Source organism: Streptomyces tibetensis, from assembly GCF_007655005.1.
Taxonomy (GTDB): Bacteria; Actinomycetota; Actinomycetes; order Streptomycetales; family Streptomycetaceae; genus Streptomyces; species Streptomyces tibetensis.
Genome location: NZ_SZVW01000019.1, coordinates 58143 through 81094 on the forward strand (window position 1 = coordinate 58143; position 22952 = coordinate 81094).

A 22952-nucleotide genomic window follows, 5' to 3' on the forward strand; every position below is an offset into this window, starting at 1 on the left:
CTTATAGGGTTGTTTCGAGGCAGAGCGCGTGGGGGGCCTATGGCGCGGGTTGTGTGTGTTCACGGTGTCGGGCAGCAGCAGTCGGGCGAGGAGCAACTCCTCAAGGAGTGGATCCCGGCCATGCGGGACGGTCTCACCCGGGCCGGTGCGTCAGGGGCACTGCGGCCCGGCGACGTGGCCATGGCCTTCTACGGCGATCTCTTCCTCCCGCCGGGTCGTACGCTGGACACCGCTGATCCCTTCCTGTCCGCCGTGGACGTGGCATCCGGGTGGGAGACCGATGTCCTGCTGGCTTGGTGGGCCGAAGCCGCCGCCGTGGAACCGCAGGTCATGCCTCCCGCGGCCGCGGGCACCCTGGGTGGGCTGCCGTCGTCGGTGCAGGCTGCCCTGATCGCGCTGTCGCAGTCCAGGTTCTTCGCCGGACTGACGGAACGAGCGATGGTGTCCGATCTCAAGCAGGTTCGCCGCTATCTCGGCGAACCCGCGTTGCGGGCAGCGGCACGCGCGAGGGTGCACGCACTGGTCGGTCCGGACACTGTGGCTGTGGTGGCCCATTCCCTGGGGTCCGTGGTGGCGTACGAAGCGCTGTGTGCGTTACCGGGCCACGCTGTACGGGAACTGATCACGCTCGGCTCCCCTCTGGGCATTCGAAATCTGATCTTCGACAGGCTGGAGCCCGCGCCCGTGGCCGCCAGGGGAGCGTGGCCCGGCAGCGACCTGCTGGGCTGGACCAACATCGCCGATGCCGGTGACGTCGTGGCGCTGGCCAAGGACCTGCGCCCCCGTTTTGGGGAGCGCGTCGTGTGCCGGTTGGTCCCCAACGGCTCCCACGCTCATGACGCCACCCACTATCTGGGCAAGGCGGAGACCGGGCAGGCCCTCTCGGCGGCACTGCGATGACCGGGGAAGGACCGCAGGATGCGCAGCCTCGACGCTTCCTCATTGCTACGGCGGTCGCACACCATCAGCGCTCACCGGAGGGAAACCGGCCGGGGCTGGTGGAGGCACGGCAGAAGATCATCGATCTGTTCACTCAGCGGCTCGGCTACACGCACGTCAGCGACCTCGGACTGGATCCCGACCGGAACGCGCTGCTCCAGCATCTCGACCGCTTCGCCACCGACCCCGATCGGCGTCCCGAGGACATCGTGGCCGTGTATCTGGCCGGACACGGCCAGTTGATCGGCTCCACGCCGCGCAGACACATGTTCTTCCCCGCCGACGCCGACCTGGCCAAACCCAAGCTGGCTCTGCCGACGGCACAGATCGCGGCGGCGCTCACCGACGACACCCAGCTCACACAGGTGTTGCTCATCCTTGACACCTGCTATGCAGGTCAGGGCGGCAGCGATGCGATCTCCGCGGCCCTTGAGAGTCTGCGGCGCAGCATCGACGACGATCCGTCCGGCATCGCGGTGATCGCGTCCGCCCAGCCCGCCCAGCAGGCATGGGAAGGCGCGTTCCCCGATCTCCTCGTGGCCGCGATCGAGAGTCGGACCATCGCGGGGGAAAGGCCGTCCACTCTGGACCTGGGTGCTCTCATCACCCATATGAACGCCAACCCGTCCAAGCCGCCGACCCAGCGCATCGAATGGGACGCGGCCAGACTGACCGGCGACATCCCCGGCTTCTTCCCCAACCCGCGCCGACGCGCTGGACCCCGCGAAGTGGATCTCGCCATCCAGCATGCGGCCGAATGGGACGCCCAGGCCCGACGAAGGGACACGGAGTTCGCGCGCCGCCTGCTGGTCAGGGCCATGGCCTACTTCGGCGACCGTGAACAGTGGTGGTTCGCCGGCCGACACGAGGTGATGGCGCATATCACCGACTGGCTGGAGCCCCTGACCCCGGGCCACGCGGCGCTCGTGGTGACCGCGGGACCCGGCTCCGGCAAGACAGCAGTCCTCGGTCTCACAGCCGCCCTCGCCCACTCCGAACACCGCAACACCGTGCCCGTTCACCTGCTCGGCCTACGGCCGCACCAGGTGCCGGCCGTCGGCTCGGTCGACGTCGCCATCTACGCCCAGGCCTTGACCAACGACGATGTGCTGCGCGGGCTGTCCGCCGCCGTCCGCACGCCCGTCGGCGTCCCCGGCGATCTTGTCGAGGCCCTGGCCGAGCGGGACCGCCCGCTCACCGTGATCATCGACGCCGTCGACGAGGCCGCGACCCCCGACGCCCTGGTCACCCAACTCGTCCGGCCGCTTCTCGAACACGGCCAGGGACGTGTCCGGCTGCTGCTCGGCACCCGTCGGCACCTGTTGCGTCATCTGCCGCCCGACATCCCGGTGGTGGACCTCGACGACCCTGATCATCGCGACTCCCGGGCCATCGCCTCCTACGCCCTGCGCGGATTGCTGGACTCCCGCCCGGAGAGCCCGTACCTGAACGTCTCTCCCCGGCTCTCCGCAGAGGTGGCACAGGCGGTCGCCGAGGCCGCCGATCCGTCCTTCCTCGTGGCCCGTATCGTCTCCGGTACGCTCGCCGCCCAGTCCTCGGTCGCCGACCCGGGAGACCAGGCATGGCGCACCCAGCTCCCACGCACCGCGGACGCGGCCATGGCCCGTGACCTGGACACGCGTCTCGGCGACGACGCCGCCCGGGCCAGGGACTTGCTCAGGCCGCTCGCCTACGCCGAGGGGCAGGGCCTTCCCTGGGAGGACATCTGGGCTCCCCTCGCCTCCCGCATCGCCGGTGAGACCTACACCAACGACGACCTGCTGTGGCTCAAACGCAACGCCGGTTCATACGTCGTGGAGGCGGCCGAAGAGGGACGCTCGGTCTACCGGCTGTACCACATGGCGCTCGCCGAGCATCTGAAACGAGGATGCGACGACGACGCCGTGCAACAGGCGTTCCTCGACGTACTCGTGGGTGGGACACCGCGCGGAATCGACGGACAGCGCGACTGGAGTCGGGCCCATCCTTACGCCCTGCGATACCTGGCCGTCCATGCGGCGTACATCGGACGGGTCGACGAACTCCTCGCAGACTGCGGGTATTTGACGCTGTCGGAGCCGGACCTCCTGCTGCACGCGCTGCACCGGGTGACGACGTCGAGGGGGCGAGTCGTAAGAACCATCTACCGGGCCTCGGCCGGAATGCACGCGGTACTGGAACCTGCCGAACGAGGCATGGTCCTGGCGGTGGACGCCATGCGGCATCGGGACCCGACCCTGTCCCGGGAACTCGCCGCCGGTCACCACTGGAAGCCGCGATGGGCCTCGGGGACGCAGACGAGCACGGCCTTGCGCGCCACGCTCATCGGACACACCGATTGGGTCTTCGCTGTGGCGTGCACGATCGTGAACGGCGTGCCGGTCGCGGTCACCGGAAGCAGGGACCACACCCTGCGTATCTGGGACCTGACCACCAACACCGAGCTGCGCACTCTGATCGGGCACCAAGCGGACATCGACGCGGTGGCCTGCGCGATCGTCAAGGGCACGCCCCTGGCCGTCACCGGCAGCCGGGACGGCACAGCGCGGGTGTGGGACCTCAAGACAGGTGAGCAGCAGGCAGCGCTGAGGGGGCACGGAGTGCGCGGAGGGCACAACTGTTCCGTCACTGCTGTCGCGTTCACCGCAGTGCAGGGGGAACCGGTGGTACTCACCGGGGGCGCGGACGGCACCATACGCGTCTGGGACCTGAACTCACTGGCCCTGCGGTATGTCCTGGCGGCGCATTCCGGGTTCGTGCAGGGCATCGCCTGCACCCTTGTGGAGGGTGTGCCCGTCGCAGTGTCGGGAGGCAGGGACGAGTGGGTCAAGGTGTGGGACCTGGAGTCCGGCACCGAGAGGGACGCGTTCTGGCACGGAGGCTGGGTGACCGACGTGGCGTGCACCGATGTCGACGGGAATCAGTTCGCCGTCACGGACGGCCATGTCCTTCATCTGTGGGACCTGACCGGCTCGGGTAGGCACCGGAAGACGGCCGAGGGAACGCGCTGTGTGAGTGTCGCCACGTCAGGCACCGCCGGGGCTCCCGTCATCGTCGCAGGCAGTGGCGAAGGACCGGTGATGCTCTGGAATCCCGAGGGTCCCGGCGAGCCCCGCCACCTCGGAGGCCACACCAACATCGTGTACTCGGTCGCCTGCACCGAGGTGGCCGGTGATCCCGTGGTGGTCGCGGCCGGCCTTGACCAGGAAGTGCGCGTGTGGGACCTGGACGCGACGATGGAGAGCAGCGATCCAGGCGGCCACCGGGCGATCGTCTGGTCCATGGCCTGGGCGACGCACGGCGGCCGGTCGGTGCTGGTGACGGGGGCCGTCGACGGCAGCGCAACCGTATGGAACGTCAGGACGGGGGAGGTCGAGGCTTCCTTCGGCGCATCTGTGATCAGGGGCCGCATGGCTCAGTGCGCCGAGACGGCCGGCGAGCCCTGGGTGATCACGCGTGGCCGGGCCGACAAAGTGGTCCACGTGTGGGATCCGTGCACAGGTGCCGAGCTGGGATCCTGGGACAGCGGGGACATGAACACCCGCGTCATCGGATGCATGGAACTCGAGGGGCGGCGCCTGGCGTTCGTCGAGGCCGGGACAGGGCGGGCGGCCGTCGTCGACCTGGGAACGGGCGCCGAACCGGCGATCCTGAGCGGCCTTCCGCTGGCGAGCACGTGGCTGGACGGCAGACAGGTTGCCCTGTTCGTCACAGGTCCCACGACGGACGCACGGTTCACCACGGACGTCATGGGCGAGATTTGGGCGTGGGACCCGGGGACAGGGAAAGAGCGGCTCCTCGCCCGTGCTCCCATGGCACCCGTCCAGTCGCTGAGCACGGCAACTCTTCAAGGGACGTCCCTCGCCGTCAGCGGGCACGTGGACGGCGAGGTGCGACTGTGGGACCTCCTTTCCGGCGCGCAGCTCAGCGTGGTCCGTACCGAGCCGGGGGAAGTGCGCCGGGTGGCTCTGGGCTGCCGTCAGGGAACCCTGATCGTGGCTGTTGCGCACGACAACACGGTCGAGGTACGGGATGCCCGCACGGGATCCGCACGGGACACCTGGGTCTTCCCGTATGCCGTCGGGACCCTGTCATTCGGTCCTGCGGGTGAGCTCGCCGTCGCCACGGGCCATGAGGTCGTGCTCCTCGAACCGCAAGGCTCCCTGTCATGAGCGGTGCCTTCCCCATGGGCGCCGCTCTCTGCGGTGCCGCCCGTAGAATCGCCGGGTGAACGCCCCCGCACCCCCGGCCGAAAACCTCCGTGCCGCCCTTGCCGGTCTGCTCGACGGGCTGCCGCCCCGGCAGGCCTCGCAGGCGGTCGAGCGGCTGATCGCCAGCTACCGGGGGGCCACCCCGACCGACGCCCCCATCCTCCGGGACCGGGCCGACGTCGCCGCCTACGCCGCCTACCGGATGCCCGCGACATTCGAGGCCGTGCGCTGCGCGCTGGAGGCGTTCGCCGAGGCCGCGCCCGAGTGGGTGCCCGGCGGGCACACCGACCTCGGCGGCGGCACCGGTGCCGCCGCCTGGGCCGTGAACGCGGTCTGGGGCGGGGAGCGGCCCGTCACCGTGCTCGACTGGGCGGAACCCGCGCTCGCCCTCGGACGCGAGATCGCCGCGGCCAACCCGGAGCTGAAGGACGTCCGCTGGCAGCGTTCCCGGATCGGGGCGGCCCTGACCCTTCACAGCACGGATCTCGTCACCGTCTCCTACGTCCTGAACGAGCTGACCCCCGCGGACCGCACCGCCCTCGTCGACGCCGCCGGGGCCGCCGCCCAGGCCGTCGTGATCGTCGAACCCGGCACCCCCGACGGTTACGCCCGCCTCATCGAGGCCCGGGACCGGCTGATCACCGCCGGTTTCCGGATCGCCGCCCCGTGCCCGCACAGCGCCGCCTGCCCCATCGCCCCCGGCACGGACTGGTGCCACTTCTCCGCCCGGGTCAGCCGTTCCTCCCTGCACCGCCAGGTCAAGGGCGGCTCCCTCGCCTACGAGGACGAGAAGTTCGCCTACGTCGCCGCCGCCCGCTTCCCCGTCGACCCTGCTCCCTCCCGGGTCGTCCGTCGCCCCCAGATCCGCAAGGGCCAGGTCCTCCTCGACCTGTGCGAGAGCGAACCGTCCCTGCGCCGCAGCACCGTCACCAAGCGCCACGGCGACCTGTACAAGGCCGCCCGGGACGCCGACTGGGGAGACGCCTGGCCGCCCTCCTGAGCTTCTGTCAGGTACGCATAAGATCAACTCGCGCCCTCGGGCGTGAGCAACGCGTACCACTGAAACGGGAGGAACCTTTGAAGAAACTGCTGATCGCTCCGCTGGCGGTGGCGGCCCTGGCCCTGACCGGCCTCGTGCCGAGTGCCTCCGGCGCGGCGACCGTCAAGAGCGACGACATGTCCACCGTGGCGGCGACGGCGCAGTGCAAGAGCCTCACGGCCCTGTCGACCGTTCACGTCCGCAAGTCGGCCAGTACCGGGTCCACCAGCCTGCGCCTTTGGTACAAGGGCACCAAGGGCTGCGACATCAAGGGCGTCGACGGCGGCTCGTACAAGAACACCTGCGGCATAGACAGCTACCACTACTGGCGCAAGGTCAACTACCGCGGCACCGTGGGCTACGTGCCCAACGTGTGCGTGAAGTACTCCTGACCCGCCCAGCGGACCAGCATGTCCTCCGCCGACGCCCGGTCGGCGGGGGACAGGTCCGCGAGGTCGGCGCCGTGATTGCCGCCCAGGGGGACGTCCCGGGGGACGAAACTGCGCGGCTCGGCGGCGCCCGGATGGCGGAGCAGGTCGGCGAGGTGGGCGGTGGGGAGGCTGCCGTACCCCAGCTGGGTGCCGATCTGGTACCAGTACGGGATGTAGTTCCGGGCCGTCGTGTCGGCGTACAGCGCCAGGCCCGTCGTGTCGTCCAGCCAGGCGTACAGCTCGTCGGTCGTCGCCCCGGGGCCTGGGATCGCTGCGATATCGGCCGGTGTGCCGCGCTGCCAGAACATGAACGGCACGCGCAGGACGGCGATCTCGAGTGCCTTGTCGGCGCTGCCGACGAGCCGGAAGGTGTCGCCGTCGGCGGCCGCCCAGGCCTCGTAGCGGGCGACCAGCTCGGCCCGGCGCAGCAGGATCGCCCGCTGGGCCGCCTGGAGGGCCTCCCGGGCGGCGGGGGTGCCGACCGTCTCCAGGAAACGCAGAGACGCGGAGTCGTCGCGGTCGTCGACGTTGTTCGGGGCGGAGTGGACCACCGTGCCGTTCACGTCGTGGGGATGGAAGCGGCGGTGGTAGACGCTCGCCATACCGCCCTTGCTGCTGCCGGTGGAGATCCACGCGCCGGGGTAGAGGCGGCGGAAGAGCCGGACGACGCGGTGGTGGTCGTCGGCGGCCTGCCGGACGGTGAGGTGGGCGTAGCCGGGGTCCGCCGGGCGTGAGGTGCCGAAGTAGCGGTGCTCGACCTGGAGCTGGTTGGCGCCGAGCAGGACCGCCGGTTCGGTCCGGCGTGGGGTGAGGACCGCCTGGTAGCCCGTGCTGAACAGCACTGTGGGGCGGTCGGCGGCAGTGTGCAGCAGGGTGAGGCGCTGCTCGAAGGTGCCGGCGGCCGGGTTCGTGTGGTCGACCGGCTGGCGCAGACCCAGCACGAAGTGCCGGTATCCCGGTTCGGCGTCGTGCCGCTCCTCGACCAGGCGCAGCCCGGGCAGGGCCCGCAGGGCGTCGGTCACGTCGAGGTCATCGGGGCGGGTCGTGGCCGCCGCCCGCGTGAGGGGGGCCGCCGTCGTGGCGAGGCCCGCCGCCGGGAGGGCCGTGGCCGCCGTGCTGAGCAGCCGTCGTCTGGTCCATGCGGTCATGAGCCGAGTCCTCCCGGGTGGTCCGTGGGGCGGGTGTCCGCCGGTCGCGGGCCGCGACCGCCTCAGTACATCCGCCGGACCGCCCGGGAGGATCCCGCGCGCGGGGGTCCGCTCTCCCTCGCACGGGGGAGGGTCACGACGCCGTGCCCGGCGTGTCCCCTTCCTGCGTGTCCTGCTGCTGCCGTTCCTCCTGGAGCTTGCGCAGCAGCTCGCGCTTCTGGGCCTGCGGGTCGAGACCGCCGCCGATCCGGTCGCCCCGGCCGCCGCCGCGCAGCTCCCTGCGACCGAGGTTCTTGCGCGATCCGCCGACGCCCAGCATGTTTCCGGCTCCGCCTCGGGCCATCTCGGGCTCCTTCCTGGGGACGTCCTCATCGAGTGACGAGACGTTTCGTCTCGTACCTGTCGCTCCACTATCCGCGAGACGCTCCGTATTGTCAACCTGATAAATTCGGCCCATGGCCGTCCAGAAGCCCACCCAGCCCGCTCCCGGCAAGCCCGCCCCCGACTCCACCCGGCGAAGCGAGAAGTCCCGCCGCGCCATCTACGACGCCGCCCTCGCGCTCGTCGTCGAGGTCGGCTATCCGAAGACCACCATCGAGGGCATCGCCGCCCGCGCCGGTGTCGGCAAGCAGACGATCTACCGCTGGTGGTCGTCCAAGGCGGACGTCCTGATGGAGGCGTTCCTCGATCTGGCCCTGCGGGAGGCCGGGCCGGCGCCGTACACCTTTCCGGACACCGGCGACCTCGCCGCCGACGTCAAGGGCGTGCTGCGCGCCACCGTCGACCAGATGAACGACCCCAGGTTCGACGTGCCGTCCCGCGCGCTGGCCGCCGAGGGCGTCGTCAACGAGCAGCTCGGGCGCGAGCTCGTGGCCAAGCTGATGCAGCCCTCACTCGACCTCTACATAGACCGGCTGCGCGCCGCGCAGGACGCGGGCCAGGTGCGGCCCGAGATCGACCCGCGCATCGCCCTGGAGCTCTTCATCTCCCCGCTCGCCCAGCGCTGGCTCCAGCACACCGGCCCCATCTCCCACGAGTACACCGACGCCCTCGTCGACTACGCCCTTCACGGCCTGGCCCCGCGCTGAGCGGCCCGGGCCAGGCGCCCCGGCGCGTCCGTGATCACACCGTCGCAGCCCAGCGCCAGCACCCGGTCCCGCTGCGCGTCCGTCACCACGGTGTGCGCCCACACCCGCGCGATCCCCGAGTTCACCGCCCTCGCCAGATCCGAGTCGCGCGCCCGGTGATCCACGTCCAGCAGATCCACGTACGACCGCCAGCGCTCCGGGCGGTCCGTGCGCAGCTGCTGCGCCGAGCGCCACACCTGCGAGAGCAGGCCGAGGCGGTGGACGCGCCGGGCCACCTCGGGGTCGTTGGAGTTCACGAACACCGAGCGGGTCAGGCCACGGGACCGGATCATCTCGGCCAGCCGGTCGAGGCTGTGCGGGTCCTTCGCCTCCAGCATCAGCACGATCCGCCCGCCGAAACGATCCAGCACCTCGGCGACCGTCGGCGGCCGCTCCGACCGCCAGCTCCCCGGGAGCCTGTCCTTCGGGCGCAGCCGTACGCCCCGCCACTCCCGGGCGTCCAGGCCGCGCACCGCGCCGCCCAGGTAGGTGGTGCGGTTCAGGGTCTCGTCGTGGAACACCACCGGCGTGCCGTCGCGCAGCAGCCGCGTGTCGAAGTCCAGCACCTGCGCCGTCCCGCGCTCGTAAGCGGTCGCCAGCCCCGCCATGCTGTTCTCGGGAACCTCGCGGGCGCCGCCGCGGTGGGCGACGTACGTGATCCGGGGCAGGGCCGCCACGGTCAGCGGGCCCCCGCCCCACTCCAGCGGGGCCGGGGCGCGGCCGCCGGGTCCCGACAGGGCCAGCGAGACCACGGACGCCACGGAGGCCAGACCCGACAACGCGATCCTTGTGACCATGGCGACCACGGTAGGGCGCCATGTCATGGCAAAGCGGGCAATGACACCCGATCGCGGTCACGGTGGAGAGCGCGGCTCGCCGTTCTCCTCCCGCCCGACGCCCGACGCCCGACGCCCGACGCCCGACGCCCGACGCCCGACGCCCGACGCCCGACGCCCGACGCCCGACGCCCGACGCCCGACGCCCGACGCCCGACGCCCGACGCCCGACGCCCGACGCCCGACGCCCGACGCCCGACGCCCGACGCCCGACGCCCGACGCCCGACGCCCGACGCCCGACGCCCGACGCCCGACGCCCGACGCCCGACGCCCGACGCCCGACGCCCGACGCCCGACGCCCGACGCCCGACGCCCGACGCCCGACGCCCGACGCCCGACGCCCGACGCCCGACGCCCGACGCCCGACGCCCGACGCCCGACGCCCGACGCCCGACGCCCGACGCCCGACGCCCGACGCCCGACGCCCGACGCCCGACGCCCGACGCCCGACGCCCGACGCCCGACGCCCGACGCCCGACGCCCGACGCCCGACGCCCGACGCCCGACGCCCGACGCCCGACGCCCGACGCCCGACGCCCGACGCCCGACGCCCGACGCCCGACGCCCGACGCCCGACGCCCGACGCCCGACGCCCGACGCCCGACGCCCGACGCCCGACGCCCGACGCCCGACGCCCGACGCCCGACGCCCGACGCCCGACGCCCGACGCCCGACGCCCGACGCCCGACGCCCGACGCCCGACGCCCGACGCCCGACGCCCGACGCCCGACGCCCGACGCCCGACGCCCGACGCCCGACGCCCGACGCCCGACGCCCGACGCCCGACGCCCGACGCCCGACGCCCGACGCCCGACGCCCGACGCCCGACGCCCGACGCCCGACGCCCGACGCCCGACGCCCGACGCCCGACGCCCGACGCCCGACGCCCGACGCCCGACGCCCGACGCCCGACGCCCGACGCCCGACGCCCGACGCCCGACGCACGGTGCGTCCCCTCTGTTCCGTCCGGTGTGCGGTGCGTCCCGTCCGTCCCGTCCGGCGTCCGGTATGCCGCGCGTCCCGCCTGTTCCGTCCGGCGTCCGGTGTGCGGTGCGTCCCGTCTGTCCCGTCCGGCGTCCGGTGCGTGGTGCGTCCCACCTGTCCTGGATGTGGGCACTGGCCCCCCGGTGCGCGGCAAGATGGGACGATGAGGCATGCTGTTCGGCACGACGGCGAGGCGAGGGGATAGATGAGCGCGGAGTTCGGCGGCCGGACCGGCCTGCAGCGCAAACTCACCCAGTGGCTGCGCGCAGGGCGCCGGCCGAAGGAGACCGCCGGGGACGGCGGCCGTGAGGCCCTGCTGCTCGCCGCCGCCGACGCGGGACTGCCCCTCGCGCCGGCCGCCCACCCGGCGGGCTACCGCTGCTCCTGCGACCGGGTCGGCTGTCCCACCCCCGCCCGGCACCCGGTGTCCTTCGCCTGGCAGACGCAGTCCACCACCGACCACGCCCAGATCGAGCGCTGGGCCCGCCATCAACCGCAGGCCAACTTCATCACCGCGACCGGCATGGTGCACGACGTCCTCGACGTGCCCCTCGATGCCGGTCGCGACGCGTTGGAGCGGCTGCTCGCCGCCGGTGTCGAGGTCGGGCCGGTCGCCGAGAGCGACGACGGCCGCATCCTCTTCTTCACGGCCACCCGCGGTACGCCCGAGGACGAGGACGAGTGGTGGCCGTGCGAACTGGACTGCCACCCCGAGACGATGGACGAACACCCGGGACTGCGCTGGCACTGCCGGGGCTCCTACGTCCTCGTACCGCCGGCGCGGCTGCCCGGTGAGGAGCAGGCGGTGCGGTGGGTGCGCGGGCCCGAGTACGCGTTGCCGGATCCACTGAGCCTGCTGGAGGTGCTCACGGAGGTCTGTGGGCGGTACGTGGGTGAGAACACCGGCCGGGCCGGCGAGGCGGCGTGGCCCCTGCGGCACTGAAGCCGTTCGGCGACCGGGGCGTGAGGCGACCGCGCCGTGAGGGCCGCAGGGTGGTGAGGGTGACCGGGCGTGAGGGCCGCAGGGTGGTGAGGGTGACCGGGGCGTGAGGGCCGCAGGGTGGTGAGGGTGACCGTCCGGTGAGGGCCGCAGGGTGGGTGAGGGTGACCGCGCCGTGAGGGCCTGGGTTACGAGCCCTCCGCCGAGGTCAGCCCCTGGATCCTGCCGAGGATCGTCACCTTGCCCGGGCCCTTGGGGTCCAGCGCCACCTCGTTGGAGACGAACTCCATCGTGAGGGACTGCTTGATCTCGCCCTTCGTCAGGGCCAGGACGTCCTTGTTGGGGGCGGGGACGGACGTGCCGGCGTAGGCGGTCTGCTTCTCGTAGTGGCGGGTGGTGAAGAACACCAGTGCCCCGCCGTCCGTCGTGCGCAGCGCCAGCGGTGCGTAGTCGCCGTTCGTCAGCGGCTCGTCGATGAACTGGGTGACCATGCCCGGCTTCTTGCCGTTCTTCTCGCGCAGGGCACGCCACTGGCTGGTGTGGGCGCCGTCCGCGAAGGTCTCTCCGCCGCTCTTCAGGTACGTCGCGTATGTCCGGCTCAGGTCGCCGGGGTCGGTGGCCAGGTCGGTGGAGTTCACGGGAACGGACTCGGCCCAGCCGTCGGCGTCCTTCTTGAACTGCGGGACCTTGTCGGGGGCGACGAGCGTCAGGTACGCCACCTGGAAGGGGTCGTCCAGGCTGCTGCGGGTGAAGACCAGGAGCCAGCGGGCGGTGCCGCCCTTGTTGCCGGCCGCGTCGGCGACGAACCAGCGGGGCCAGCCGGCCTTCTTCGGGATCGTGAACTTCGCGTCCGTCAGCTTCAGCGGGGTGTGGCGCGGGTTGCCCTCCGGGTTGTTCGCCTTTCCGGCTTCGAGGCGGGCCGAGTCGATGTCGGCGAGGGCGCCCGTGGTGTGGTCGGCGTCCAGGGTGGCGTCGTAGGCCTTGTCGGCCTCGTTGTACGCGGTCGTGAACTCCTGGAGGGCCTGGGCGGCTTCGGCGCGGGTCGTGGACGGGAGGATCTCCCGTTCGCCGTGCACGACGACGCATCCACTGGCCGTCAGCGACAAAGCGGTCGCCGAGGTTGCTATGAGGGCGCTCCGGGCGGGCCTGCGGAGCGTTCGAGGGTCGCGATCCCTGCTCATCGGGTACCTTCACCTTCCCCTTTCCGGAGGCGAACCCTACCGGGTGCCTCCGGCGGTCGGGCCGGGGGTGGGGGTGGGGGTACGGGTCCTCGCCTGGCGCCCGGTGCCGTGCGGTGTCACGCCTTGTCGCGCACCGGAGTTGGGGCCGTGGTCCGGGTCGGCGCCAGGAACAGGGCCAGGGTCGGGATCAAGTACAGCAGCCACACTCCCACTTGGAGCGTCGTGGGGTCGGGCTGGAAGTTGAGGACGCCCTTGAGGAGCGTGCCGTACCAGCTGTCCGGGGGGATCGTGCCGGAGATGTCGAAGGCCTTGTCGGTGAGGCCGGGCAGGAAGTCGGCCTCCTGGAGGTCGTGGAAGCCGTAGGCGAGGACGCCGGCCGCGACGACCACCAGCATGCCGCCGGTCCACGTGAAGAACTTCGCCAGGTTGATACGCAGCGCGCCCCGGTAGAACAGCCAGCCCAGGAGGATCGCCGTGAGGAGGCCCAGGGCGACGCCCAGCAGGGGACGCGGTGTGCCGTCGCTCGCCGCGTGGACCGACGCCCAGACGAACAGGGCCGTTTCCAGGCCCTCCCGGCCCACCGCGAGGAAGGCCGTCGCGACCAGCGCACCCGTGCCCATCGCCAGCGCCGCGTCCAGCCTGCCGTGCAGCTCGGACTTGAGGTGGCGGGCCGTGCGGCGCATCCAGAACACCATCCACGTCACCAGGCCCACCGCGAGGATGGAGAGCGAGCCGCCGAGCGCCTCCTGGGCCTGGAACGTCAGCTCCTGGGAGCCGAATTCGAGGGCGCAGCCGAAGCCGAACGCGAGGGCGATCGCGACGGCTATGCCGGCCCAGATCGGCTTCAGGGCGTCCTTGCGGTCCGTCTTGACGAGGTAGGCGATGAGGATGCAGACGACGAGGCTCGCCTCCAGGCCCTCGCGCAGACCGATCAGGTAGTTGGAGAACACCGGCTCAGGCCTCCTTGGAGAACAGCGTGCGGCCCCACCAGTCGTCCTTGTCGCGGACGCCCGGCGGGACGGCGAAGAGGGCCGAACCCACGTGCTGGATGTATTCGTTGAGCGCGTCCGCGGCCAGGCTGCGCTGGATGGGGATGAAGCCCTTGCGGACGTCGCGCTGGTAGGCCAGGAAGAACAGGCCCGCGTCCAGGCGGCCGAGGCCGTCCGTACCGTCGGTGAAGGAGTAGCCGCGGCGCAGGATCGTCGCCCCGTGGTTGCTGTCGGGGTGCGCGAGCCGGACGTGCGCGTCGGGCTTCATCGCCTTCAGGAACGGCTCGTCGCGCTCCTTGGCCTTGCCGATCGGGGCGCCCTCGCCCTTGTCGCGGCCGAAGATGTCCTCCTGCTCCTGCAGCGAGGTGCGGTCCCAGGTCTCGATGTGCATGCGGATGCGGCGGGCCACCAGGTAGCTGCCGCCCGCCATCCAGGCCGGTTCGTCCTTCTCGTCCACCCAGACGAACTTCTTCAGGCGGTCCGTCTCCGTGCCCGCGATGTTGCGGGTGCCGTCCTTGAAGCCCATCAGGTTGCGCGGTGTCTGCGCCTCGGGCGTGGTGGAGGAGGTCTTGCCGAAGCCGAGCTGCGACCAGCGGATGACGACCTTGCCGAAGCCGATACGGGCCAGGTTGCGGACGGCGTGCACGGCCACCTGGGGGTCGTCGGCGCAGGCCTGGATGCACAGGTCGCCGCCGCTGCGGTTCTTGTCGAGGTTGTCGCCCGCGAACTTCGGCAGGTCGACCAGGGCCTCCGGGCGGCGGTCCGTGAGGCCGAACTTCTCGAACAGGGACGGGCCGAAGCCGATGGTGAGGGTCAGGCGGGAGGGCTTCAGGCCCAGTGCCTCGCCCGTGTCGTCCGGGGGCGCCTCGGCAAGGCCGCCGTAGGCGCCCTCGCCGACCGCGTGTCCGGCCGTCATCCGCCGGGCCGCCTCGGTCCAGTCCTTCAGCAACCGGACGAAGGCCTCACGGTCGTCGGTCGTCACGTCGAACGCGGCGAAGTGCAGGCGGTCCTGCACCGGGGTGGCGATGCCCGCCTGGTGCGCGCCGTGGAAGGCGATCGCCGAGCCGGCCGGTTCGGTGGCGTCCTCGGTGCGGGCCATCGCCACCGCGCCGCCCGCCGCGGCCGCGCCGAGCGCCAGGCCCGCGCCGCCCCAGCCGAGCAGGGAACGACGGCTGGGGGAGGGGGAGTTGGTGTCCGTCATCGGGGCCTCCACTACTTGACCACGGCCGCGGCGAGCTTCGACAGCGGCTCCGCCAGGGCGTTGACCGCGTCCGAGAGCTCCTTGCGGTCGGCCTTGCCGACCTTGTCGTAGGAGGTGAAGTCGTACGACGTGGTGTTCGGGCGGTACTGGTCGAGCAGCTTGTCCAGGGCCGCGAACTGCTCGTCGAGTTCGGTGACGAGGGCCGCGTCGTTCTCCTTCGCGACCGGCTTCAGCAGGTCGTAGGACTTCTGCGCGCCCTCGACGTTGGCCTTGAAGTCGACCAGGTCGGTGTGCGAGTAGCGCTCCTCCTCGCCGGTGACCTTGCCGGTGGCGACCTCGTCGAGGAGTTCCTTGGCGCCGTTGGCCATGGAGGTGGGGGTGATCTCGGCCTTGCCGACCCGGTTCTGCCAGTCCTTCAGGTCCTTGATCAGCAGGTCGGCGAGGTCCTTCTCGCGGGTGCCGATCTTCTTGTCCTGCCAGAGGGCCTTCTCCAGGCGGTGCCAGCCGGTCCAGTCGGTGGCCGGGTCCTGGCCGTCCTCCAGGCCGTCCTCGCGGACGTCGACCTTGGGGTCGATGTCGCCGAAGGACTCGGCGACCGGCTCGGTGCGCTCCCAGCCGATGCGGGAGGGGGCGTAGGCCTTCTTCGCCGCTTCGAGGTCGCCGTCCTTGACGGCCTTGGCGAACGCCTCGGCCTTCGGCAGTGTCTCGTCGGCCTGCGCCTGAACGTAGGAACGATAGGCGGCGACGGCCTTGTCCAGGCGCGGATCGCGCTGGACGGCCTTGCCGCCGGTGGCCTTGACGGCCTGGCGGATGCCGTCGCCCTTCATGCCGGGCTTGCAGGCGATCTGGTAGTCGCCGGCCTTCACCTCGGCGGTGACCCGCTGCCTGGTGCCGGGGCCTATGTTCTCCCGCTCGGTGACCACGCGGTCGTCGGGGAAGAGGACGTAGACCTCGGTGACCTTGGAGCCCTTGTTCTCGACGGCCAGCTCGACGTGCCCGGCGGGGAACTCCTTCTTCGACACCTGGCACTTGTCGTCGGTCGCCGTCACGTTGATCACGTGGTCGCCGTCCTTCGCGTCGCTCTTCTCGGTGCAGCCGGTGACGGCGGCCAGGGCCGCCGCGGCGGCGATGACGACGGAAGCGGGACGGGCGGGTCGCATGTGGGCTCCAGGAGAGAGGAAGGTGAGGCTCACCTAAGGGCAGCACATAAGGATTACCTAAGTGGCTCAAAATCGCTCCCATGATTGAGTCAAGGGAAGGTCAAAGGTCGCGTTTCGATGTCTTGGGGCCGAGTGCCTGCCCTGACACGCCCCGCGCATGGGAGCGTGAGCTGGTGCGCACACGCCACGACAAGCCCCCCTCGTGCTCCACCTGGCCACCACGTCACCGGCGTGCGCCCTTGCCTGGTGCGACCCGTCCACTCGGGCGATGTTTGAATTCCCTCGTGACTGACTACGACGTGCTCCGCGTCTTCTGCGGGCCGAACGGTGGGTACGGCAACGAGCTCGGGGTCGTGCGCGAGGGTTCCGTGATGCCGGAGCGGGACGAGCGGCAGGCGTTCGCGGCGAAAGTCGGGTTCAGCGAGATCGTGTTCGTCGACGACCCCGAGCGCGGGGTGATCGACATCTACACGCCCACCCTGCGGCTGCCCTTCGCCGGGCATCCCTGCGTCGGGACGGCATGGCTGCTCGACGTGCCCGAACTGGTGACGCCCGCCGGGGTCGTCGGGGCCCGGCAGGACGGGGAGTTCTGCTGGATCGAGGCCCGCGCGGAGTGGGTGCCGCCGCGGACGCTGCGGCAGTACGGCAGCGCCGTCGAGGTCGACGACCTGACCGTGCCGCCGCCGGGGGAGTGGGTGTACGCCTGGGCGTGGGAGGACGAGCCGGCCGGGCGGATCCGGGCCCGGGCCTTCCCCGGCCGGGACGACGGCATCGACGAGGACGAGGCGACGGGGGCCGCGGCCCTGCTGCTCACCGACCGGCTGGGCCGGGCCCTCAACATCACCCAGGGCGCGGGCTCCCAGATCCTCACCGCGCCCCAGCCGGGCGGATGGACCGAGGTCGGCGGACGGGTCCACCTCGAACGCTGACCCGGACGGAGCGCTTCCGTACGGGGAGCGCGCCCCAGCCGGGCGGATGGACCGAGGTCGGCGGACGGGTCCACCTCGAACGCTGACCCGGACGGAGCGCTTCCGTACGGGGAGGTCCCGGCCGTTCACGCCGTGAGCGGGAACTCCGCACCCAGCGCCTCGAACATGGCGTTGTTCAGCCCGTACGCCCGCTTGCACTCGGCCACGACCCGCTGCCGCTCCAGCTCGTCACCGGGCAGCGCGTCCAGCAGCTCGCAGTAAGTCCGCTTGAAGGCGGCCGGGTTGGGGATCTCCTCGAAGACGTAGAAGCGCACCCCGTCGCCCTTCCTCGACAAACCCCACGTCTTCTCGGCCGTGTCGCGGATGATCTGGCCGCCGGAGAGGTCGCCCATGTAGCGGGTGTAGTGGTGAGCGACGTAACCGGCCGGCCAGGTGCGGGCGCACGCGCTGATCCGCTCCGCGTACTCCAGGGTGGCCGGCAGCGCGCTGACCGACGTCCGCCAGCCGGGGCCGCGCAGATGCTCCAGGTCCTGCTCCAGCGCCGTCATGCGGAAGAGCTCCGGACGGACGAAGGGGCCGGCCACCGGGTCCGCGGCCAGCCGGCGGGCGCCGGACTCCAGTGCCCCGTACACGAACCACAGCTGCTCCGTGTAGCGCGCGAACGCGTCGACCCCCAGCTTGCGTCCCAGCAGGTCACCGATGAAGGTCGAGCCCCTGACCTCCTCGTGCTGCTCGCGGGAAGCCGTCCGAAGAAGCGTCGAGAAGGATTCCATGCGCACACTTTTCCCGACGTGGTGTCGGCAAAAACCCCCGGCAGGAAAGGAACGGCCCGCCCTCCGTGGGAGAGCGGGCCGTGCGGGGGGCGTGCGGGGCGCGGGGTGCGGACCGTGCGGGGGCGTGCGGGGTGCGGGGCTACGGCAGCGTGAGGATCTCCGCGCCCGAGTCCGTCACCACCAGCGTGTGCTCGAACTGGGCCGTCCGCTTCCGGTCCTTCGTGACGACCGTCCAGCCGTCGTCCCACATGTCGTACTCGTGCGTACCGAGCGTCAGCATCGGCTCGATCGTGAACGTCATGCCGGGCTGGATGACGGTCGTCGCGTGCGGGCTGTCGTAGTGCGGGATGATCAGGCCCGAGTGGAACGACGAGTTGATGCCGTGCCCGGTGAAGTCCCGGACCACCCCGTAGCCGAAGCGCTTGGCGTACGACTCGATGACGCGGCCGATGATGTTGATCTGCCGGCCGGGCTTGACCGCCTTGATCGCCCGCTCCAGGGACTCCCGGGTCCGCTCCACCAGCAGCCGCGACTCCTCGTCGACGTCACCCACCAGGTAGGTGGCGTTGTTGTCGCCGTGCACACCGCCGATGTACGCCGTCACGTCCAGGTTGACGATGTCGCCGTCGCGCAGGACCGTCGAGTCCGGAATGCCGTGGCAGATGACCTCGTTGACGCTCGTGCACAGCGACTTCGGGAAGCCGCGGTAGCCCAGCGTCGAGGGGTAGGCGCCGTGGTCGCACATGTACTCGTGCGCGACTCTGTCCAGCTCGTCCGTGGTCACCCCGGGGGCGATCAGCTTCGCGGCCTCCGCCATCGCCCGGGCCGCGATCCGGCCGGCCACGCGCATCGCCTCGATCGTCTCGGGCGTCTGCACCTCCGGTCCGGTGTACGGCGTCGGCGCGGGCTTGCCGACGTACTCGGGGCGACGGATGTTTCCGGGCACGGAACGGATGGGGGAGAGCTCCCCAGGGACGAGCAGCGACTGGCCAGACATGCCAGCGAGTCTAACCAGCGGCCATGGGGGAACATGACGATGGCGAGAGGAGCTGGTCATGGCCCTGTTCAAGAAGCGCACGGTCGGCAAGCCGGGTGAGTGGTACTACTGCCTGGAGCACAAGAAGGTCGAGGAGGGGCCGGAATGCCCCAACAAGGACCGGTTCGGGCCGTACGCCTCCCGCACGGAGGCCGAACACGCGATGGCGACCGCCCGGGAGCGCAACCTCCAGTGGGAGAACGACCCGAAGTGGCATGACGCACCGGCGGGCAGCCGGGACGACGAGAGCTGATCCCACCGACGCCCGGGGCCGCGGCCCCGGGCGTTCGTCATGCGCGGGGTGCCCGCGAGCCCGGCAGGGCCGGCAGCGGCGGGCCGCCCGGACGTCACCAGCGGGCCGGTGGCGGTGCGGTCAGGTGTTCCGCCAGTCGCGCCACCCGGTCCCGCAGTCGGCGCCGCCCTCTCGGGGTGGGCAGGGAGTTCTCCCCGGCCGCCGCGCTGACCAGGTGCTGCACCGTGTCGAGGTCCAGCTCCGAGCCGTCGGGGACGGCCAGGGTCTCGTGCGCCATGGACGGCAACTCGCCCGGGCCGGGACCCAGGGCCAGGACCGTGGCCCCGGCGCGACGGGCGTCGGACACCCGTTCCAGGAGGGGCGCGGCGGGCCCCTCGGGGGCGACCACCAGCAGTGTCTCGCCCCGCCGGGCCGCCTCCAGCCGGCCCAGACCGACCGCCAGATGCGTCGGATCGCAGGGGCGCGCGTCGTGCCGTACCAGTGTCGGGGTCAGCTCCGGCGTGCCCGACCAGGCGGCCTCGTCCACCAGGTGCGCGGCCAGATGCCACGGCTCGTAGTCCTGCGTGCCGACGAGCAGCAGCCCGCCCCCGTGCGACACCACCGAGCCGCGCAGCGCCCCGGCGAACCGCCGCGTGGCCTGGAGCCACTCCGTCCCGGCGAGGACTTCCCGCAGCAGCGCGACCCGTACGGCATCCATGGGGTCGCATCCTGCCCCGAGCGGTCACTCGTGACGACGACTTCATTCCGCATTCGCCCGGGCTGGGGAGGCCGATCGGTCACCTGTGCCACCGTCGAACGACCGGAGGAGCCCGCCGAAAACCGAGACCGGCGTCCCCTTCCGCGGCGCACGGGAGGGATACGCCGGGCCCGGGCGCGTCTGCTCCGCCACCCGCTACGGTTCCCCGGGCGCGTCTGCTTCGCCACCCGCTACGGTTCCCCGGGCGCGTCTGCTCCGCCACCCGCTACGGTTCCCCGGCGCCCGGCGCCCGGCGCCCGGCGCCCGCACCCTGGTGAACGGCCCTTCCGGCGGGCGCCCGTGAGGGACCGACCTGAGCCGCCCGGCGCGACGGCGCGGTCGTAGAGTCGGGGCCATGACCTCTACCGACAGTGCTGCCACCGACAACGCCCAGAAGGCGCCCGCCAAGGACCCCTGGGACCTGCCCGACGTCTCCGGACTCGTGGTCGGGGTGCTCGGCGGGACCGGACCGCAGGGCAAGGGCCTGGCCTACCGGCTCGCCAAGGCCGGCCAGAAGGTGATCATCGGCTCACGGGCGGCCGACCGTGCCCAGGCCGCCGCCGACGAACTCGGCCACGGGGTCGAGGGCGCCGACAACGCCGAGACCGCGCGCCGCAGCGACGTCGTGATCGTCGCCGTGCCGTGGGACGGCCACGGCAAGACCCTCGAATCCCTGCGCGAGGAGCTGACGGGCAAGCTCGTCGTCGACTGCGTCAACCCGCTCGGCTTCGACAAGAAGGGCGCCTACGCCCTCAAGCCGGAGGAGGGCAGCGCCGCCGAGCAGGCCGCCGCACTGCTGCCGGACTCCCGGGTCACGGCTGCCTTCCACCACCTCTCGGCCGTGCTGCTCCAGGACCCGGAGATCGACGAGATCGACACCGATGTGATGGTGCTCGGCGAGGTGCGGGCGGACGTGGAGATCGTCCAGGCCCTCGCCGGCCGCATCGCCGGGATGCGCGGTGTCTTCGCCGGGCGACTGCGCAACGCCCACCAGGTGGAGTCGCTGGTGGCCAACCTGATCTCCGTCAACCGCCGCTACAAGGCGCACGCGGGGCTCCGCGTCACCGACGTGTGAGCCGGTGAGGAGCATGGGGGACACTGGACGGCACCAGCAGTGCCGCAGTGTCCCCCGACAGGAGTCCACCCCATGCCCCGCCTCGCCCTCTACGCCCTGATCGTCTGCGTCCTGTCCGTGGCCGCGGCCGTGGTCTCCTTCGTGGAGGGCAGCTGGCTGGGGATCGTGTGGGTGCTGCTCGCCGGACTGTCGTCGAACATGGCCTGGTACTACCTGAAGCGCGCCAGGGCACAGAAGTCGGTCACGCACTGACCGCTTCCGTCACGGCGCCGCCTGGCAGAACTCGTTCGAGCCCTGCCAGAAGCGGTACAGCTCCTGACCGCAGTACGTCTCGAAGTCACTGATCCCCAGGGACTTCAGGATCGTGTCGATCACGTCGAAGAAGACGCCGTTCACCGCCGGCAGCCACAGCAGCGCGAACACGAACAGCAGGCCGAACGGCGCGAACGGCTCCACCTGGCGGCGGATGTTGTACGACAGCCAGGGCTCGATCACGCCGTAGCCGTCCAGCCCGGGCACCGGCAGGAAGTTCAGCAGCGCGGCCGACACCTGGAGCAGCGCGAGGAAGGCCAGCGCGAACCGGAAGTCGCTCGGCACGCCGTCCAGCGAGTCCAGCCAGAACGGGGCGGTGCAGACGACGGCGAACAGCACGTTCGTCAGCGGACCCGCCGCCGAGATCAGGCTGTGCTTCCAGCGCCCCTGGATCCGGTTCCGCTCGATGAACACGGCGCCGCCGGGCAGACCGATGCCGCCCATGATCACGAAGATCACCGGCAGGACGATGCTGAGGAGCGCGTGCGTGTACTTCAGCGGGTTGAGGGTCAGATAGCCCTTCGCGCCGATGGAGATGTCGCCGCTGTGCAGGGCGGTGCGCGCGTGCGCGTACTCGTGCAGGCACAGGGAGACGATCCACGCCGCCGTCACGAACAGGAACACGGCGACGCCGGGCTGCTCGGCGAAGCCGGTCCAGGTCGCCCATCCCGTGACCGCCGTCACGGCGAGGATCCCCACGAACACGGGGCTGATCCGCCGCTCGCTGTGGCGGGTGGTGGCGGTGGTCATGGGGCTCCCTGCATTCGTCGACACGGGGTGGGACGGCCCGACGGTACCGGGCTCAGGTGAAAAACGTCTCGCGCGGGGCGGTCGGTTCCGGGGAGGCTGGGGGAATGGGGCTGTGGCACGTGTACTACGCGGACTGGCAGGTGGAGTGCTGCGGCACGCCGTTCTCGGTGGGGGACGAGGTGAGCTGGCCGCTGCTGCTGGTGGACCCGGGCACCGTGCTGGGCGGCGGCTGGCACGACCAGCTCACCGAGGTGGCCGGGCCGGTGGAGGACGTGGGCGGGGTGCGGATGGTGCGGGAGGAGTCGGGCCTGCCGGTGGCCCTCGGGGCGGATCCCGACGCCGAGGAGGACCTGCGCCCGGAACCTGGAGGCCGGACCCGGTCGGCCGGGCTGCTGTCCGTCGAGCGGCACGGCGCGAAGTGGCCCGAGGCCGGCGGGCTGGTGCGGGCCGTGCAGGTGCTGACCCAGACCTGGACCGAAACCGTGCCCGGATCGCGCTCCTACGAGCCGGTGGCGGGGGAGCGCGGGCTGCGGCCGGTGGACCGGTGCCCGAAGTGGTTCAAGGAGACCGAGGCGGAGCGGGCCGCCGACGGGCGGGGACGCCGCTCGCGCGAATCGGGGCTGATGGTGACCCTGGACGTGCCGGACACCGACTCCCGGCTCTCCCGCGCCGTCCGCGAGGCCCAAGGCCTCCCCCAGGACGCGCAACCGGGCGCGGAGACCCGCGACATCCCGGCGGCGGACCTGACGGCCCTGCTGGAGAGCCTGAGCACGGTCGCACCCCCGCCGCGGCGAAAGGGGAGCGGACCGGCCGACCGTGCCCGCCGCCGCCACTGACCCCCAGGCCCCCACGCGAGCCCGAACGTCCCGGCCCCGCACCGGCCCCCAACGCCCCGCCGCGC

Annotated in this window: 22 protein-coding genes and 2 pseudogenes; 13 read left to right on the plus strand and 11 right to left on the minus strand. The window is 71.8% G+C overall.

Annotation, left to right across the window (positions count from 1 at the left end; translation table 11 throughout):
- The first annotated feature begins 51 nt into the window (after positions 1-51).
- The 4 genes from FDO69_RS29685 to FDO69_RS29700 all read left to right on the plus strand — a co-directional run bounded on the left by FDO69_RS29685 (position 52) and on the right by FDO69_RS29700 (position 6581).
- Complete coding sequence (locus FDO69_RS29685) at positions 52-900, plus strand: alpha/beta hydrolase family protein (protein ID WP_324827769.1); 849 nt, start codon at positions 52-54, stop codon at positions 898-900.
- A complete protein-coding gene (locus tag FDO69_RS29690) occupies positions 897-5111 on the plus strand; it encodes a caspase family protein (protein WP_104783905.1) in 4215 nt (1404 codons plus the stop codon). The genes FDO69_RS29685 and FDO69_RS29690 overlap by 4 nt, the downstream gene beginning before the upstream one ends.
- 55 nt (positions 5112-5166) lie before the next feature.
- Positions 5167-6150 (plus strand): small ribosomal subunit Rsm22 family protein, encoded by a 984-nt coding sequence (locus FDO69_RS29695; RefSeq protein WP_104783908.1) that lies wholly within the window; start codon positions 5167-5169, stop codon positions 6148-6150.
- Positions 6151-6227: 77 nt separating this feature from the next.
- On the plus strand, positions 6228-6581 hold the full coding sequence (locus tag FDO69_RS29700; protein WP_104783911.1) for a hypothetical protein: 354 nt from the start codon (positions 6228-6230) through the stop codon (positions 6579-6581).
- Here FDO69_RS29700 and FDO69_RS29705 read toward each other — a convergent pair.
- Entirely contained in the window at positions 6548-7768 is a 1221-nt protein-coding gene (locus FDO69_RS29705; protein ID WP_104783914.1) for a S28 family serine protease, read from the minus strand. The genes FDO69_RS29700 and FDO69_RS29705 overlap by 34 nt on opposite strands.
- A 133-nt stretch (positions 7769-7901) precedes the next feature.
- Entirely contained in the window at positions 7902-8111 is a 210-nt protein-coding gene (locus FDO69_RS29710; RefSeq protein ID WP_234388172.1) for a DUF6243 family protein, read from the minus strand.
- Positions 8112-8223: 112 nt separating this feature from the next.
- Here FDO69_RS29710 and FDO69_RS29715 point away from each other — a divergent pair, with 112 nt between their 5' ends.
- Positions 8224-8856, plus strand: coding sequence for a TetR/AcrR family transcriptional regulator (locus tag FDO69_RS29715; RefSeq protein ID WP_104783919.1), 633 nt, complete (start codon positions 8224-8226; stop codon positions 8854-8856).
- Here FDO69_RS29715 and FDO69_RS29720 read toward each other — a convergent pair.
- Entirely contained in the window at positions 8835-9692 is an 858-nt protein-coding gene (locus FDO69_RS29720; protein ID WP_104784199.1) for a glycerophosphodiester phosphodiesterase, read from the minus strand. The two genes, FDO69_RS29715 and FDO69_RS29720, sit on opposite strands and share 22 nt — an antisense overlap.
- Before the next feature lie 62 nt (positions 9693-9754).
- Here FDO69_RS29720 and FDO69_RS43125 point away from each other — a divergent pair.
- The 3 genes and pseudogenes from FDO69_RS43125 to FDO69_RS29730 all read left to right on the plus strand — a co-directional run.
- Positions 9755-10039 (plus strand): annotated as a pseudogene (locus FDO69_RS43125) (hypothetical protein); the annotation flags it as partial.
- Positions 9991-11025, plus strand: a pseudogene (locus tag FDO69_RS43130) (hypothetical protein); the annotation flags it as partial. The pseudogenes FDO69_RS43125 and FDO69_RS43130, both read left to right, overlap by 49 nt.
- Positions 10922-11659, plus strand: coding sequence for a bifunctional DNA primase/polymerase (locus FDO69_RS29730; protein WP_104783922.1), 738 nt, complete (start codon positions 10922-10924; stop codon positions 11657-11659). The pseudogene FDO69_RS43130 and the gene FDO69_RS29730, both read left to right, overlap by 104 nt.
- 185 nt (positions 11660-11844) lie before the next feature.
- Here the strand turns inward: FDO69_RS29730 and FDO69_RS29735 are convergent, their stop codons facing one another.
- The 4 genes from FDO69_RS29735 to efeO form a co-directional block, all read right to left on the minus strand.
- Positions 11845-12837, minus strand: coding sequence for an SCO2278 family lipoprotein (locus tag FDO69_RS29735; protein ID WP_104783924.1), 993 nt, complete (start codon positions 12835-12837; stop codon positions 11845-11847).
- Positions 12838-12953: 116 nt separating this feature from the next.
- Entirely contained in the window at positions 12954-13787 is an 834-nt protein-coding gene (gene efeU, locus FDO69_RS29740) for an iron uptake transporter permease EfeU (RefSeq protein ID WP_104783927.1), read from the minus strand.
- Between the two features lie 4 nt (positions 13788-13791).
- On the minus strand, positions 13792-15027 hold the full coding sequence (gene efeB, locus FDO69_RS29745; protein WP_104783930.1) for an iron uptake transporter deferrochelatase/peroxidase subunit: 1236 nt from the start codon (positions 15025-15027) through the stop codon (positions 13792-13794).
- 11 nt (positions 15028-15038) lie between these two features.
- On the minus strand, positions 15039-16187 hold the full coding sequence (efeO, locus tag FDO69_RS29750) for an iron uptake system protein EfeO (protein ID WP_104783933.1): 1149 nt from the start codon (positions 16185-16187) through the stop codon (positions 15039-15041).
- A gap of 284 nt (positions 16188-16471) precedes the next feature.
- Here efeO and FDO69_RS29755 point away from each other — a divergent pair, with 284 nt between their 5' ends.
- Entirely contained in the window at positions 16472-17116 is a 645-nt protein-coding gene (locus FDO69_RS29755) for a PhzF family phenazine biosynthesis protein (RefSeq protein WP_104783936.1), read from the plus strand.
- Between the two features lie 125 nt (positions 17117-17241).
- Here the strand turns inward: FDO69_RS29755 and FDO69_RS29760 are convergent, their stop codons facing one another.
- Together FDO69_RS29760 and map are read right to left on the minus strand one after the other, a co-directional pair.
- Positions 17242-17889, minus strand: coding sequence for a biliverdin-producing heme oxygenase (locus tag FDO69_RS29760; protein ID WP_104783939.1), 648 nt, complete (start codon positions 17887-17889; stop codon positions 17242-17244).
- 139 nt (positions 17890-18028) lie between these two features.
- Entirely contained in the window at positions 18029-18886 is an 858-nt protein-coding gene (map, locus tag FDO69_RS29765; RefSeq protein ID WP_104783942.1) for a type I methionyl aminopeptidase, read from the minus strand.
- A 58-nt stretch (positions 18887-18944) separates the two neighbouring features.
- On the opposite strand from map, the gene FDO69_RS29770 reads away from it, so the two are divergent.
- Positions 18945-19178, plus strand: a complete 234-nt coding sequence (locus FDO69_RS29770) for a hypothetical protein (RefSeq protein ID WP_031105401.1) — start codon at positions 18945-18947, stop codon at positions 19176-19178.
- Positions 19179-19272: 94 nt separating this feature from the next.
- Here FDO69_RS29770 and FDO69_RS29775 read toward each other — a convergent pair whose 3' ends face one another.
- Positions 19273-19875, minus strand: a complete 603-nt coding sequence (locus FDO69_RS29775; RefSeq protein WP_104783945.1) for a hypothetical protein — start codon at positions 19873-19875, stop codon at positions 19273-19275.
- 394 nt (positions 19876-20269) lie between these two features.
- Between FDO69_RS29775 and npdG the strand changes: the two genes are divergently transcribed.
- Together npdG and FDO69_RS29785 are read left to right on the plus strand one after the other, a co-directional pair.
- Positions 20270-20989: an NADPH-dependent F420 reductase gene (gene npdG / locus FDO69_RS29780; RefSeq protein ID WP_104783948.1), complete on the plus strand. Its 720-nt coding sequence runs from the start codon at positions 20270-20272 to the stop codon at positions 20987-20989.
- A 72-nt stretch (positions 20990-21061) separates the two neighbouring features.
- Entirely contained in the window at positions 21062-21241 is a 180-nt protein-coding gene (locus FDO69_RS29785; protein ID WP_104783951.1) for a hypothetical protein, read from the plus strand.
- Positions 21242-21250: 9 nt separating this feature from the next.
- On the opposite strand, the gene FDO69_RS29790 is transcribed toward FDO69_RS29785, so the two are convergent.
- Entirely contained in the window at positions 21251-22051 is an 801-nt protein-coding gene (locus FDO69_RS29790; protein ID WP_104783954.1) for a site-2 protease family protein, read from the minus strand.
- Positions 22052-22155: 104 nt separating this feature from the next.
- On the opposite strand from FDO69_RS29790, the gene FDO69_RS29795 reads away from it, so the two are divergent.
- The gene (locus FDO69_RS29795) at positions 22156-22887 is read left to right on the plus strand and encodes a DUF6578 domain-containing protein (RefSeq protein ID WP_104783957.1); all 732 of its coding nucleotides are present in this window, start codon (positions 22156-22158) and stop codon (positions 22885-22887) included.
- Positions 22888-22952 lie beyond the last annotated feature (65 nt).